The sequence below is a fragment of the Duganella lactea genome (assembly GCF_009857505.1).
In the GTDB taxonomy this organism is placed as follows: Bacteria; Pseudomonadota; Gammaproteobacteria; order Burkholderiales; family Burkholderiaceae_D; genus Rugamonas; species Rugamonas lactea.
Genome location: NZ_WWCP01000036.1, coordinates 1 through 14,047, shown reverse-complemented (window position 1 = coordinate 14,047; position 14,047 = coordinate 1). Strand labels below are relative to the sequence as shown.

Below are 14,047 nucleotides of genomic sequence, written 5' to 3'. Positions count from 1 at the left end.
TGCGTCATTCCCGCGTGCGCGGGAACGACGGTTATTTTTTCTTGATGTAGGTGTCGAGCCAGTCGATCACGGTGTGATGCCACAGCACCGAGTTGGCCGGCTTCAGCACCCAGTGGTTCTCATCCGGGAAGAACAGCAACTTGCTCGGAATGCCCCGGCGTTGCAGCGCGGTGAAGGCGCCCAGGCCCTGCGCGGTCGGGATACGGAAGTCCAGGTCGCCCTGTACCACCAGCATCGGCGTCTTCCAGTGCTTGACGGTCAGCGCCGGATTGAACTTCTCGTGCAGTTGCGGCACGTCGTAGTACGGGCCGCCGTTTTCCCATTCGGTGAACCACAGTTCCTCGGTCGCATAGGCCATGCCGCGGGTATCGAACACGCCGTCGTGGTTGACGATGCACTTGAAGCCATCGGACCAATTGCCCTGAATCCAGTTCATCATGAAGCCGCCATACGAGGCGCCCAGCGCGCAGCTGTTCTCACGGTCCAGCCATGGGAATTTCTGCACCGCCGCCGCCAGACCTTTTTGCAGGTCTTCCAGTGGCTTGCCGCCCCAGTCGCCGCTGATCGAATCGGTGAACTTCTGGCCATAGCCGGTCGAACCGTGGAAGTCGATGAACACTGTCGCGTAGCCGGCGCCGGCGTAGGTCTGCGGATTCCAGCGATAGCTCCACGAGTTGCCGAAGCTGCCCTGCGGGCCGCCGTGCACCAGGAAGGCGATCGGATATTTCTGTCCCGGCTGCGCGTTCCATGGCTTCATCACATGGCCGTAGACGGTGTCGCCGTTGGCGCCGGTGAAGGAAAACTGCTCGTACTCGCCGAACTTGACGTCGGCCAGCGCGGCTTCATTGAGCCGCGTCAGTTGCTCGGCCTTGTCGCCCGAGGCGCCCAGCTTGAACTTGTACAACTGCGCGCCCGACGACAGGCTGGCGCGCGACATGACCACGGTGTCTTTCACCACGTCGAAGCCGCCCACGGAACCCTTGCCGGTCAGCGCGGTCACTTTGCCGCTGGCGGTGTCGATCGAGAACAGCGGATGCTGGCCGACATCGTCGGCGGTGGCCAGGATGGTTTTGCTGTCCGGCGCCCAACGGAAGTCGGCGATCGAGCGGTCCCAGTTGTCGGCCACGGTACGCTTCTTGCCGCTGGCGACATCGAGCAGCACCAGATGGAAGCGGTCGGCCTCGAAGGTCGGCTTGGTCATGGCGACATAGGCCAGGGTTTTGCCGTCCGGCGAATAGGTGGCCTTGCTGTCCCAGGCCAGGTTGTCGGCGGTCAGATTCTGCGGCGTGCCGCCGGTGGCAGGCACGGTGTAGACGTCGAAGTTGGTCGACCATGCCTCGGTGCGGCCGGCGATGCGGATCGAGAAGGCCACGGTCTTGCCGTCCGGGCTGAAGCGGTACTCGCCGTTGTCGCCGAACGGTTTGGACGGCGCGTCGCCATCCAGCATACCGCTCAGGCTGACCGGCTGCGCGCTGACCTTGCCGGTGGCATCGATCGGCGCCGAGTACAGCACGTTGTTGCGGCCATCGGCCCAGGTATCCCAGTGCCGCACGAACAGCTTGTCGTAGACCTTGCCGCTGGCCTTCTCCTTGGCCTTGTCGTCCAGGCGCTTCTTGGTGCAGGCCAGGTCGGCGCAATCGCGGAACACGGCCATGCTGAACAGCAGGCGGTCGCCCTGCGGCGACAGGTGGAAGCTATCCACGTCCAGCGGCAGGTCGGTGACCTTGGCCGCCTCGCCGCCGCTCAGCGGCAAACGCCACACCTGCGATGAGCCGGAGCGGCCCGACAGGAAGTAGATCGCGTCGCCATGCGGCGACCATTCCGGATCGCTGCTGCTGGCGGCGGCCTGGGTCAGGCGTACCGGCGCGGCTTTCGGCGCGCGCAGGTCCAGCAGATACAGCTGGGTGTTGCCACGGTTCTTGTCCATGTCGGTGGTGCGCACGGTGTACACCACGCGGGTGGCGTCCGGCGACAGCACCGGATTGCCCACCCGCTCCATCCGGACCAGGTCTTCTACAGTAAAGCCGCGCGGCGCGGCCGTGGCGCTGGCCGCGATAGCGGTGCCCAGCAGCAGCAAGGGGAATCTCATTCGATCTCTCCGTTGTTGTAAAAAAAATACCGGCTTGTGGCCGGCCATCGCAGATCATACCAAGAGCGCCGGCGGTAGCGGCATATCCGGAGGAAATTGTTACTTTACGCTACTTTTGACTTGCATAATCTGACGCATTATTGCAACATGGTTGCATATGAAAATCTATTCCGCCCTGTTGTTGTCCCTGGTCGGCGCCAGCGCCTGCGCGTTCGACCTCCTGCCACCACCAACCGCCTGGCATGGCGCCAGCGAACAACTGATCGCCCCGGCCGGCTCGCGCTGGATCACGCCGGCGGAGCAGTCCGACTTCACCACGTCGCCCGACTACGCGGCCACGCTGCGCTACCTGCGAGCGCTGGCGGCGGCGTCCGACAAGATCAGCGTGCACAGCTTCGGCGTCTCCTACCAGGGCCGCGAGCTGGTGTACGCGCGCGCCAGCAAACCGGGCGCCGCCAACAAGCCGGTGGTACTGGTGCAGGCCGGCATCCACGCCGCCGAAATCGACGGCAAGGACGCCGGCCTGATGCTGCTGCGCGATATCGCCTTCCGTGGCCGCGACGATCTGCTCGATCAGGTCGACCTGGTGTTCATCCCCATTCTCAACGTCGACGCGCATGAAAACGCCAGCGAACTGGGCCGCCCGATGCAGCGCGGCCCGCTGCGCAAGGGCAGCCGCAGCAACGCCCAGGGACTGGACCTGAACCGCGACTACGCGCGCCTGCAATCGCCGGAGATCGCCGCCGTGGTCAAGCTGCTGCAGCGCTTCGATCCGGCACTGTACATTGACATCCACGTCAGCGACGGCACCGACTTCCAGTACGACATCACCTACACCTTTGCCGGCTGGGGCACCTACGCGCGCTCGCCGGCCACCGCGCACTGGCTGATGACGGCCTACCACGACGACGTCAGCGCCGCGCTCAGCAAGCAAGGCCATCTGCCGGTGATCTATCCGAGCTGGGTCGATCCGGACGCGCCGGCGCAGGGCCTGCGCATCAGCGCCGAGGGGCCGCGCTACTCGACCGGCTACGGCGACTTCATCGGCGTGCCGACGGTGCTGGTGGAAAACCATGTGATGAAGCCGTACAAGCGCCGCGTGCTCGGCACCTACGTGCTGCTGGAACAGTCGCTGAAGACGGTGGGCCGCGAGCATGCCCGCATCGCCGCCGCCAAGGCGCAGGACCGCGCCGCGCGGCCGGAGCGGCTAATGGTGCGCTGGGAGCGCGAGCAGGTGCCGCTGCGCATGACCACCTTCAAAGGCTACCGCTACGACAGTTATGAGTCCCCCGTCTCCGGCGCGCACGAGCTGCGCTGGACCGGCGAAGCGCAAGACCAGCAACTGCCGGTGTACGGCGTGCGCGCCACGCGCGAGGTGACGTTGCCGCCAGCGTGGTGGATCAGCGCCGAGCACCAGGACCTGATCGCCGCGCTGCGCGCGCACGGCATCCGCATGGAAGCCATCCAGGCGCCGCGCACGCTGTCGCTGGAAGCGACGCGGATGGCGTCCGGCAAGGAGCGCAGCGGCGCCTTGGCGGTGAAGACCATCACGCTGCCGCCCGGCTCGGTACGCATCCCCGCCGCCCAGCCTTACCATTTGCTGGCCGCCGCGCTGCTGGAAGCGGAAAGCGACGACGGCTTCCTGGCCAGCAGCCGCTTCGATCAGGCGCTGGCGTCGGAATGGCGGCTGCCGAAACACCTGCTGGCGCCGCTGGCCGAGCAGATGATGGCCAACGATCCCAAGCTGCGCGCCGAGTTCCAGGACGCCATCGCCAAGGACGCCACACTGGCGGCCAGCCGCCAGGCCCGGCTGCAATGGTGGGAAGCGCGCTCCGACTATGCCGAGCGCGCCTTGTGGACCTACCCGGTGTATCGCGAACCACGCTGACCCGGGCGCGGCGGGCCCGGGCCGTGACAGCCGGGGCCCGCCACACAAATAGCGCTTGACTTATTCAAGACGACCGGTCATATTAAGCACATGGCTAAAGCAAACGTCAAAGAGCAGATCCTCACCACCAGCGTCCAGTTGCTGCACAGCAAAGGCTTCAACGCCACCAGCGTGCAAGACATCACCGACGCGGCGGGCGTGCCGAAAGGCTCGTTCTACAACCATTTCGCCAGCAAGGAAGCGCTGGGGCTGGAAGTCGTGCAGCGCTACATCGACGGCGTGGGCCAAGTGGCGGCGGTGCTGGAAGACCGCACGCTGCGGCCAACGCAACGGCTGCAACAGTTTTACGATCGCATGATCGCCAGCAACACCGCCAACGACTACCACTTTGGCTGCATGCTGGGTAACTTCAGCACCGAGTTATCGAACCAGATCCCGGCCATGCGCACGGCCATGCGGGACGCCTTTGGCGGCTCGACCAACTTGCTGGCGGCGGTCATCGCCGAAGGCCAGCAAGACGGCAGCATCGGCGCCGACGCGCCGGCCACCGACCTGGCCGGCTTCCTCAACGATGCCTGGCAAGGCGCGGTGGTGCGCGCCAAAGCCGAACAAAGCCGCGCGCCGCTGGAACGTTTCGTCCGCGTGGCGCTGGGCCGTTTGTTGAGGTGAATTTTTTTCGACCGATTTTAAGACGACCGGTCATATTGCAGTTTCACTTACCCTCGAAAGGAAGCATCATGCACTTCAAAGACTCCGTGGTCCTCATCACTGGCGCCAACCGTGGCCTGGGCAAAGCCCTGGCGCAAGCCGCCGTCAACGCCGGCGCGCGCAAAGTGTACGGTGGCGCCCGCAAGCCGGAGACGGTCGACCTGGCCGGCGTCACGCCGATCAAGCTGGACGTGACCAACGGCGCCGACATCGCCACCGCCGTGCAAGCCATTCCCGACCTGACGATCCTGATCAACAACGCCGGCATCCACGTGGTGGGCGGCGTGACCGGACCGGACGCGCTGAGCGCCGCGCGCGCCGAAATGGAGACCAACTTCTTCGCCCCGCTGGCGCTGAGCCACGCCTTGGCGCCGGTACTGGGCCGCAATGGCGGCGGCGCCATCATCAACGTCCTGTCCGCCCTGAGCTGGGCCAGCTTCCCGACCACCGGCACCTACAGCGCCTCGAAAGCGGCCGCTTGGGCACTGACCAACGGCCTGCGCGGCGAACTGGCGGCGCAGAACACGCAAGTGCTGGGCGCGCACATGGGCTACATGGACACCGACATGACCGCCGGCATCGACACGCCCAAATCCTCGCCGATGGTCATCGCGCAAGCCATCGTCAGCGCGCTGGAAGCGAACCAGGATGAAGTGCTGGCGGACCAGGTGTCCGAGCAAGTGCGCGCCAGCTTCGCCGCCCCGCGCGCCTTCTACCTCGGCGCCGCCCGCGCATAAGCCCCGGTGTCAAAACCCCGGTGTCAGGTCTGACATTCGCACACGAACTCATGTACCAATGTCAGACCTGACACCGATTGAAAAAATTTTTCCGTAGCGGCCATAAATTTGCGTATTTTCGCGTGATAAAACGGGCATAATCGGTGTCTCAGCCAGGACAATCAGCGCGCTTCACTGCCGGCTTGATGCGCGCGCAATTCGTTTTCCCCGCCGGTAATGCTTCGCTTTGTATTGCCTCACAACCAGTTGTGAACAATTGTAAATCGGCGTTGTATGAGCTCATCAGTCGCGCTAAGGTAGATACTTCACCTCGGCGCGTGTCGGCTCCTCTGCGACGACCTCCGCGCAGCCGAAGTCACATGAAATACGGGAAACGCTATGCTTACTGCCACCTATGTCTTGTTGACACTATCCATCGAGCAAAAGAAAGAACGCCACTTCATTTCGCGTCTGCTGCAATATGTGCAGTCGATCGCGCGCCGTCCGCAGGAAATCGATCCTGTGTTCATTGAGTCCCAACTGAAACAGCTGGCCAGCTTTGCCGAGACGCGCCACCAACGCAAGGTGGAGGCCTGCCTGATGCCGGCCGTGCGCGCGGCCGAACCCAGTTGCGTGCCGCTGATGAATGATATGGAATCGCTGAGCCAGCGCGGCCGTGCCATGCTCAACGCCGTCTACCGCTGCCTGCGCCGCGCCATGCGCCGCAGCGCGTCGCACGGCAAATTCCTGTGCAAGACGGTCGACCTGTATTGCCAGAACCTGCTCAAGCGCCTGGACAAGGAGGAACAGGAGCTGCTGCCGCTGGCGCAGAAGGTCATCTCCAGCGAGGAGTGGTTTGAAATCGGCACCAAGTTTCTGGCGCAGGATGATGATGACGCGGCATCCCGTCCGGAGCTGCGTCCGCGCCAAGGCCGCATGGACAAAGGCGTGGCGCCCGCCTGATCCGCAGAAAACACGCGCCACAAAATGGTGCGTCCGGGACACTGTTGTTTTGAGTTCTTGCCGGCGATTCTAATACTTGCGTCTGCTATATCGTGCGGCTAATATCGCCCATATGCAGACCATTCTCGCCTACGGCTTGGCACCTCTCGATGTGCAACTGCTATGGCTGCCGGCAGCCATGCCGGGCCATCCATTTGCCGCCGTCGCCGCGCTGACCGCGGCGGCGAAACCTCCACCACCAAGGAGGAACACGGCATGACCCACGGCGCCAGGATACTGCATCTGCGCGGCGCCGCCGGCATGGATGCCATCTACCGCAAGATCAGCTGGCGCCTGCTGCCGCTGCTGATGCTGTGCTACGCGGTGGCCTACCTGGACCGCATCAACGTCGGCTACGCCAAGCTGCAGATGGGCGCCGATCTCGATTTCAGCAATCAGGTGTATGCCTGGGGTGTCGGCGCATTCTTCCTCGGCTACTGCCTGTGCGCGGTGCCGTGCAATCTGCTACTGGAAAAAATCGGCGCGCGCAAGACGCTGCTGCGCATCATGCTGTGCTGGGGCACGACCGCCGCCGTCGGCGCCTTCGTACGTGAACCGATCGAGTTCTATGTGATCCGCTTTTTGCTCGGCGTGTTCGAGGCCGGCTTCTTCCCCGGCGCGATCCTCTACCTGACCTATTGGTTTCCATCGGCGCGGCGCGCGCGCGTGTTCGCCATCTTCGCCGCTGCCGCGCTGATGGCCGGCGCGGTGGCCGGCCCGCTCTGCGGCGCCACGCTGACGTATATGAACCGGTACGGCGGTCTGAGTGGCTGGCAATGGCTGCTGGTGCTGCAAGGGCTGCCGGCCGCTGCGCTCGGCATCGTCGCTTACTTCCGTCTGGACGACCAGCCGGAGGACGCGCGCTGGCTGTCGTCCTTCGAACAGCAAATGATCGCGCAGGATCTGGAGCGCGACGAGCAGGCGCTGACCGGCACCGCCAACAACGATGACGACGAGGACGAGCAGCCTTCCGCCCTGGCCACCATCTGGTCGCTGCTGCGCGCGCCGTCGATCGCGCTGCTGGCGTTGGCGAACCTGCTGCTGATGGCCGCCAGCTACGCGCTGATGGTCTGGACGCCGGCGCTGGTGCAGCGCTGGGGCACGGGCGAAACGATGCAGCATGGCCTGCTGACCGCCATCCCCAACTTGGCTGGCGTGATCGGCATGATCGTCATCGGCTGGGACTCGGACCGCCGGCGCGAGCGGCGCGGCCACTTCATCGCCTGCGTGGTGCTGGCGGTGGGCGGCCTCGGTCTGGCCATCGCCGGCGACAATCAACTGGCCTTGTCGCTGGCGGGACTGGCGCTGGCGGCCACCGGCGTCGCCGCCGCCGCGCCGCTGCTGGTGTCCATCCTCACCGCGCAATTGAATCGCCGCCGCGCCGCCGCCGGCATCGCGCTGGTCGTCAGCTTCGGCCTGGTGGGCGGCGCGGTCGGCCCGTCGCTCGGCGAACGCATACTGGCCTGGGGCGACAGCGCCGCCATGCTGGCCGCGATGATCGTGATGTATCTCGCCGCCGGCGCCATTCTCTTGTGGGCACTGCGCCTGGCGCCGCGCCGCGGCGGCCCAAGCGCCGGCCACGGCGAAACCGACAAGATGGCCCGCAACTAGTGGTTCACCACAGCTTGGGCTAGAATCTGGGACGTGCCGCGATCCGGCGCCCCTGTTCACCCAACCTACAAGCGAAACTACCGATGCGTTTTGTATTGCCACTCCTGGCGGCCGCGATGGCGGCGGCCACCGGCGCCACCGCAGCGCCAACGCCCATCACCCTCGATCAAACCATGGCCAATCCGGACTGGATCGGCAACCCCGTGGAAGCCGCTTGGTGGGGCTGGGACAGCCGCCAGATCTACTTCAAACAGAAACGCACCGGCGCCATCGTGCGCGATACCTTCGTGGTCAACGGCGGCAACCACAAGCTGGTTGAGGACAAGCAGTTGGCCAATCTGGATGTCGAAAATCCGGTCTACAACCGCGAACGCTCGCGCGCCATCCTGACCCGCAATGGCGACCTGTTTGAACGCGATCTGAAAACCGGCGCGCTGACGCAAATCACCAAGGGCACCTCGCCCGCCATCGACGCGCAGTACGCCGCCGACGGCAACCACGTGCAGTTCCGCGTGGGCAGCGACTGGTTCAGCTGGAGCCGCGCCGAGCGCCTGATTTCGCCGGTGGTCCTGCTGCGCACCGCCAAAGACCCGGACGCCGCGCCGGACGCCGACTTCCGCCGCGACATGCAACTGCGCCTGATGTCCACGCTGGCGCGCCTGAAGCAGGAAAAAGAACAAGGCCGCGACCAGCGCAACGCCGAACGCGCCGCCGACGCCACCCGCGCGCCGCTGCCGGTCTACCTGGGCGAGAAGGTCAGCATCGAAACCAGTTCGCTGTCGCCGGACGGCCGCTATCTGCTGGTGGTCACCGCGCTGAAAGACGGCGACAAGCGCCGCGTCGGCAAGATGCCGAGATACGTCACCGAATCCGGCTACGAGGAAACCGACGATGAGCGCAAGCGCGTCAGCGAAGCCGGTCCGCTGAAGCACGACCTGAAACTGGTGGAGGTGGCGACGCGCAAAGTCACCGACCTGTCGCTCGACGACCTGCCGGGCATCAAGGACGACCCGCTGGCGGCGATGCGCGCGGCGCAGAAGCTCGATCCGCTGAAAGGCAATCGCGGCGTGCGCTTCGAAGCCCGCGCCGATTCGATCCGCTGGAGCGCCAACGGCGCCAAGGTGGCCGTCATGGCGCAGGCGATCGACAACAAGGACCGCTGGATCGCTGGCGTCGATCTGGCCACCGCCAAACTGCAACCGCTGCACCGCCTGAGCGACGCCGCCTGGGTCAACAATCGCGGCAACGATTTCGGCTGGCAGCCGGACAACAGCACGCTGTGGTACGAATCGGAGGAAAGCGGCTACGCGCATCTGTACCTGCAAACGCCGGACGGCAAGGCGCGCGCCATCACCTCGGGCAAATGGGAAGAGTCGAACGTGAGCTGGTCGGCCGATGGCCAGACCGCCTACTTCATGTGCAACCCCAAACTGCCGGGCACCTATGAAGTCTGCTCGACCAGCGCCAAGGACGGCACGGTCAAGGAACTGACCTCGCTGGGCGGGGTCGAAAGCTTTACATTGTCGCCGGATGGCCGCAAGCTGCTGGTGCGCTACTCCAGCGCCTACATGCCGGCGCAGATCGGCACCGTCAGCAGCAGCGGGGGCGCGGTCACCCAGTTGACCGACACCCGCAGCGCCGAATTCAAGGCGCGCGAGTGGGTTCAACCTGAAATCGTCGCCGTGCCGTCAAGCCATGGCGCCGATCCGGTATGGGCCAAGCTGTATCGCCCGGCCAAACTGGAAGCGGGCAAACGCTATCCGATCGTGATGTTCGTGCACGGCGCCGGCTACCTGCAGAACGTGACCAAGCGCTATCCGGTCTACTTCCGCGAGCAGATGTTCCACAACCTGCTGGTGCAGCAGGGTTACATTGTGCTGGACATGGACTACCGCGCCTCGCTGGGCTATGGCCGCAACTGGCGCACCGCGATCTATCGCCAGATGGGCCATCCGGAACTGGACGACTACATCGATGGCCTGAACTGGATGGTGGCCAACCAACAGGGCGACGCCAAAAACGTCGGCATCTACGGCGGCAGCTACGGCGGCTTCATGACCTTCATGGCGCTGCTGCGCGCACCGGACCAGTTCAAGGCCGGCGCCGCGCTTCGTCCCGTCACCGACTGGACCACCTACAACCACGAATACACCTCCAACATCCTCAACTCGCCAGAGCTGGATCCGGAAGCGTACAAGGTGTCGTCGCCGATCGAGTATGCGGACAAGCTGAAAGGCCATCTGCTGATCGCCCACGGCATGATCGACGATAACGTGTTCTATCAGGATTCGGTGCGCATGGCGCAGCGCTTCATCGAACTGAAAAAGGACAACTGGGAACTGGCCTCGTACCCGCTGGAGCGCCATGGCTTCGTGCATCCGGAAGCGTGGTACGACGAATACCGCCGCATCTACCAGCTGTTTGAACGCACGCTGAAACAATAAACGGGAGTCCTATGAAAAAGCTTGCCGCCTCGCTGATCCTGGCGACACTGTTCACCACCGCCGCCCACGCCGACCCGAAACACCCTGCTTGGTCGCGCAGCGCGAATGTGTATGAAGTCAACCTGCGCCAGTACAGCAAGGACGGCACGCTGAACGCCCTCACCGCCGACCTGCCGCGCCTGAAGCAGTTGGGCGTGGAGATCATCTGGCTGATGCCCGTGCAACCGATCGGCGAAACGAACCGCAAGGGCACGCTGGGCAGCTACTACGCGGTGAAGGACTACACCGCCGTCAATCCGGAATTCGGCGGCATTGACGATGTGCGCAAGCTGGTGAAGCAGGCGCGCGCACTGGGCATGCACGTGATCCTGGACTGGGCGGGTAGTCAAACGGCCAGCGACCATCCGTGGACAACGCAGCATCCGGAGTGGTACAAGAAGAACGAAACCGCCGAATCGGCCGACGTCATCGCCCTCGATTACAGCAACAAGGAGCTATGGTCCGCGATGACGGCCGCGATGGCGTTCTGGGTCAAGGACGTGGGCGTGGACGGCTTCCGCGCCGACGCGGCCACCATGGTGCCGACCGAGTTCTGGGAACAGGCGCGCGCGCAGCTGGACAAGATCAAGCCGGTGTTCATGCTGGCGGCGGCGGATGACCCGTCGCTGCACGCCAAGGCCTTCGACGCCAGCGAGGACTTGACGCTGCACGACATACTGAAGAAGATCGGCAAGGGCCAGGCCGGTGCGGCGGAGCTGCGGGCCTACGTCAGCAATCCGCCGAAGGGGTATGGACGCGATGCGTATCGCCTGCAGTTCACCAGCAACCACGCGATCAATGCATCCGAAGGCACGGACCAGGAGTTGTATGGTCCGGCATGGGGCGCGATGCAGGTGCTGAGCTACACGCTGCCGGGCATCCCGCTGGTGTACAACGGTCAGGAGGCCCGGCTGGACAAGAAGCTGGCGTTGTTCGAGAAGGACGCCATCGATTGGCACAACTATCCGCTGGAAGGCTTCATCGCCGGCTTGAACGCGCTGAAGAAGCAGAACGCGGCGCTGGCGAATGGCGCGGCGGGCGGCGCGGTGCAGTTGCTCGATGTCGGCAATGAGCAGGTGTTTGCCTTCAAGCGCCAGGCGGGCGCCAACCATGTGCGGGTGATCGTCAACACCACCGGCCAGGCTCAGAAATACAAGCTGGCCGGCGATCCCGGTACCACGGTGCTCAAGCCGTGGCGCTGGCGCATCATCGTGCCAAACTAACCGTCACTCCGTCGCCAGACGCTTGGCCAGGCGATACAGGTATTCCTGGCCGTCATACAGCGACTTCACGCGGATATGCTCATTCAAGCCATGCGCGCCGCTGCCCTCCGGGCCGTGGAACATGCCGCTGATACCGTAAGTCCAGATCCCGGCATTATTGAGGAAGCGGCCATCGGTGCCGCCGGTCGACATGGTCGGAATCACCGGCACGCCGGGCCACATATCGTTGCTGATTTCCTCGACGGCCTTCATCAAGGTCGGCGTCATCAGCGGTATCGGACCGTCGATGCCCTCGCCGATGCGGGAGATTTTGATCTTGTCATCGGCCACCACGCGCTGCAGCGTGGCCTGCACCTCGGCGATCGGTTCGCCCGGCAGGATGCGGCAGTTGACCGTGGCGCGCGCGCGTTGCGGCAGCGCGTTGTCGGCATGGCCGGCATCGACCTTGGTGGCGACGCAGGTGGTGCGCACGGTGGAGTTATGCGTCGGGCTGACGGCGTACAGACGATCCAGCGCCGCCTGGTCCGGCGGGTCTTGCAGGATCGCCTTCATATCCGCCGCCACCTGGCCTTGCTCAACCTGCGACATGCGCTCATAGAAGGCGCGCGTGACCGGCGACAGCTTGAACGGGAACGAGAACTGGCCCAGGCGCGCCAAGCCTTCGCTGAGGCGGTAGATGGCGTTCTCCTTCGGCGGCGCGGAGCTGTGGCCGCCCGGATTGGTCACCTCCAGCTGAAAGCTCTGGTAGATTTTCTCGCCGGCCTGGATGCCGTGGCGGACCGGTTTGCCGTCCTTGTCCAGCAAGCCACCACCGCCCTCGTTCAGCGCGATCTCGGCGTCGATCAGCGGGCGATGGTGGTTGACCAGATATTCGGCGCCGTCGAAGTCGGCCGGCACCAGTTCCTCGTCACAGGTCAGCGCCATGATGATGTCGCGCTTCAGCGGTAGCTTCTCTTTTTTATACAGGATCATATTGTTGACGAAGGCCGAGGCCATGGCCTTGTCGTCGGACGCGCCGCGGGCGTAGAACATGCCGTTTTCCTCCACCAGCTTGAACGGATCGCGCTCCCAGTCTTCCCGCTTGGCCTCCACCACGTCGATGTGGGCCAGCAGCAGCAGCGGCTTCTTGCTGCCGTCGCCTTTCAGGCGCGCCACCAGATTGCCCTTTTTCGGGCCGCCGGGCGGGATGATCATCTGCAGCTCGCTGTCCTTGAAACCGCCGGCCTTGAGGCGCTTGGCCATTTTTTGCGCGGCCAGCGTGCAGGAGCCCACCGAATTGGTGGTGTTGGTCTCCACCAGCTCCTGATAGATGGAGCGCATCTGCTTTTGCACCGGCGTCAGCTCGGCGCCATGCGCCGCCGCTGCCACCGCCAAACCCGCCACCAGCCAAGCCGCGTTCTTCATGTTTTCCCCTATTGGATGAGATTGCCTAATCGTCAAATTTATATCCCGCCGGGAGGGCTGTCAATAAAGTGGATTCAGGCACTTGCCAAACCCGGCAAGTGCTCGCTATAATTGCGGCCCTTGGCCTGGTAGCTCAGTTGGTAGAGCAGAGGATTGAAAATCCTTGTGTCGGTGGTTCGATTCCGCCCCGGGCCACCAAGAACATACCTCACGAAACGCCGATCCATGCCGATCGGCGTTTTTGCTTCCGGAACAGAAAGTCCTCGTGTCCGGTCCATTGCCGGATTTTCGAAGACTATCCCGTACAACGCGACCAAATCGTCCAAGCCCCATGTTCCGCCAAAGCGGGACAATTTAATTACAAAATATCCCTCCCACCAAAAAACGCAGCACTTGTCAAAACTTTCGACTAGCTTGCTTCGTACAGTTGCATTTATTATTTCCTCACTTACAGGAGGAAACGTGCTGCCTAAAACTTATTCCCTCACAAAGGAAGATAGCGCCAAGTGGCTGCATTATTACAATACAAATATCAAACCGACACGCCGGGCCTTTCGGTCTATCGTGCTGTCGAACAACAGCATTGCGATTCCGCTGAAATTCGAACTGAATGATTGCCTTTTGACCTTAGCCCCCATGAGTCAAGAGCAACGGCATGCTACGTCTTCCTTTGAAAATTATATGGCAGCCTTTGTCTGCGAAGTAATCACCAAGGATGCCTCAGGCTCATCAGGATCAAATCTGGAGATTCACAAAGCATTGGACTGCGTCTTGCCCTTGTTAGGATTTGACTACAGGGGACCTCGAATTACTGCTGATTTGAACTGATGTGCTGAGAAAACGCCGGCTGTGGACGGATCCGCACGGCGGCTTCAGACCTTTTGGCACTTGTCTTGCTGTCCAGAACCACCTTTTTCGTGGTC

10 protein-coding genes and 1 tRNA gene are annotated in these 14,047 nt (G+C 63.6%); 9 read left to right on the top strand and 2 right to left on the bottom strand.

Features of this window, described 5'->3' with window-relative positions; genetic code table 11:
* Positions 1 to 31: 31 nt before the first annotated feature.
* Complete coding sequence (locus GTP44_RS22010) at positions 32 to 2,089, bottom strand: S9 family peptidase (protein ID WP_161021095.1); 2,058 nt, start codon at positions 2,087 to 2,089, stop codon at positions 32 to 34.
* A gap of 157 nt (positions 2,090 to 2,246) precedes the next feature.
* Between GTP44_RS22010 and GTP44_RS22005 the strand changes: the two genes are divergently transcribed.
* The 7 genes from GTP44_RS22005 to GTP44_RS21975 all read left to right on the top strand — a co-directional run bounded on the left by GTP44_RS22005 (position 2,247) and on the right by GTP44_RS21975 (position 11,720).
* Entirely contained in the window at positions 2,247 to 3,977 is a 1,731-nt protein-coding gene (locus GTP44_RS22005; protein ID WP_161021094.1) for a M14 family metallopeptidase, read from the top strand.
* Positions 3,978 to 4,067: 90 nt separating this feature from the next.
* Positions 4,068 to 4,646, top strand: a complete 579-nt coding sequence (locus tag GTP44_RS22000) for a TetR/AcrR family transcriptional regulator (protein WP_161021093.1) — start codon at positions 4,068 to 4,070, stop codon at positions 4,644 to 4,646.
* A 68-nt stretch (positions 4,647 to 4,714) separates the two neighbouring features.
* Entirely contained in the window at positions 4,715 to 5,422 is a 708-nt protein-coding gene (locus GTP44_RS21995) for an SDR family oxidoreductase (RefSeq protein ID WP_161021092.1), read from the top strand.
* 378 nt (positions 5,423 to 5,800) lie between these two features.
* Positions 5,801 to 6,364 carry a hypothetical protein gene (locus tag GTP44_RS21990; RefSeq protein WP_160992348.1) on the top strand — a complete coding sequence of 188 codons (564 nt, stop codon included), beginning with the start codon at positions 5,801 to 5,803 and terminating at the stop codon, positions 6,362 to 6,364.
* 162 nt (positions 6,365 to 6,526) lie between these two features.
* Positions 6,527 to 8,014 carry an MFS transporter gene (locus tag GTP44_RS21985; protein WP_229257029.1) on the top strand — a complete coding sequence of 496 codons (1,488 nt, stop codon included), beginning with the start codon at positions 6,527 to 6,529 and terminating at the stop codon, positions 8,012 to 8,014.
* 83 nt (positions 8,015 to 8,097) lie between these two features.
* The gene (locus tag GTP44_RS21980; protein WP_161021091.1) at positions 8,098 to 10,458 is read left to right on the top strand and encodes a S9 family peptidase; all 2,361 of its coding nucleotides are present in this window, start codon (positions 8,098 to 8,100) and stop codon (positions 10,456 to 10,458) included.
* 11 nt (positions 10,459 to 10,469) lie between these two features.
* Positions 10,470 to 11,720, top strand: a complete 1,251-nt coding sequence (locus GTP44_RS21975) for an alpha-amylase family glycosyl hydrolase (protein ID WP_161021090.1) — start codon at positions 10,470 to 10,472, stop codon at positions 11,718 to 11,720.
* A 3-nt stretch (positions 11,721 to 11,723) separates the two neighbouring features.
* Here GTP44_RS21975 and GTP44_RS21970 read toward each other — a convergent pair whose 3' ends face one another.
* Entirely contained in the window at positions 11,724 to 13,124 is a 1,401-nt protein-coding gene (locus tag GTP44_RS21970) for a M20/M25/M40 family metallo-hydrolase (RefSeq protein ID WP_161021089.1), read from the bottom strand.
* A gap of 122 nt (positions 13,125 to 13,246) precedes the next feature.
* Between GTP44_RS21970 and GTP44_RS21965 the strand changes: the two genes are divergently transcribed.
* A tRNA-Phe gene (locus tag GTP44_RS21965) sits at positions 13,247 to 13,322 on the top strand.
* 27 nt (positions 13,323 to 13,349) lie between these two features.
* Positions 13,350 to 13,952 carry a hypothetical protein gene (locus GTP44_RS21960; protein ID WP_161021088.1) on the top strand — a complete coding sequence of 201 codons (603 nt, stop codon included), beginning with the start codon at positions 13,350 to 13,352 and terminating at the stop codon, positions 13,950 to 13,952.
* Positions 13,953 to 14,047 lie beyond the last annotated feature (95 nt).

Bases quoted from the DNA above. Each gene is read 5' to 3' on its own strand.
- GTP44_RS22010 (WP_161021095.1), bottom strand. From the start codon at position 2,089: ATGAGATTCCCCTTGCTGCTGCTGGGCACCGCTATCGCGGCCAGCGCC.
- GTP44_RS22005 (WP_161021094.1), top strand. From the start codon at position 2,247: ATGAAAATCTATTCCGCCCTGTTGTTGTCCCTGGTCGGCGCCAGCGCC.
- GTP44_RS22000 (WP_161021093.1), top strand. From the start codon at position 4,068: ATGGCTAAAGCAAACGTCAAAGAGCAGATCCTCACCACCAGCGTCCAG.
- GTP44_RS21995 (WP_161021092.1), top strand. From the start codon at position 4,715: ATGCACTTCAAAGACTCCGTGGTCCTCATCACTGGCGCCAACCGTGGC.
- GTP44_RS21990 (WP_160992348.1), top strand. From the start codon at position 5,801: ATGCTTACTGCCACCTATGTCTTGTTGACACTATCCATCGAGCAAAAG.
- GTP44_RS21985 (WP_229257029.1), top strand. From the start codon at position 6,527: ATGGCTGCCGGCAGCCATGCCGGGCCATCCATTTGCCGCCGTCGCCGC.
- GTP44_RS21980 (WP_161021091.1), top strand. From the start codon at position 8,098: ATGCGTTTTGTATTGCCACTCCTGGCGGCCGCGATGGCGGCGGCCACC.
- GTP44_RS21975 (WP_161021090.1), top strand. From the start codon at position 10,470: ATGAAAAAGCTTGCCGCCTCGCTGATCCTGGCGACACTGTTCACCACC.
- GTP44_RS21970 (WP_161021089.1), bottom strand. From the start codon at position 13,124: ATGAAGAACGCGGCTTGGCTGGTGGCGGGTTTGGCGGTGGCAGCGGCG.
- GTP44_RS21960 (WP_161021088.1), top strand. From the start codon at position 13,350: ATGCCGATCGGCGTTTTTGCTTCCGGAACAGAAAGTCCTCGTGTCCGG.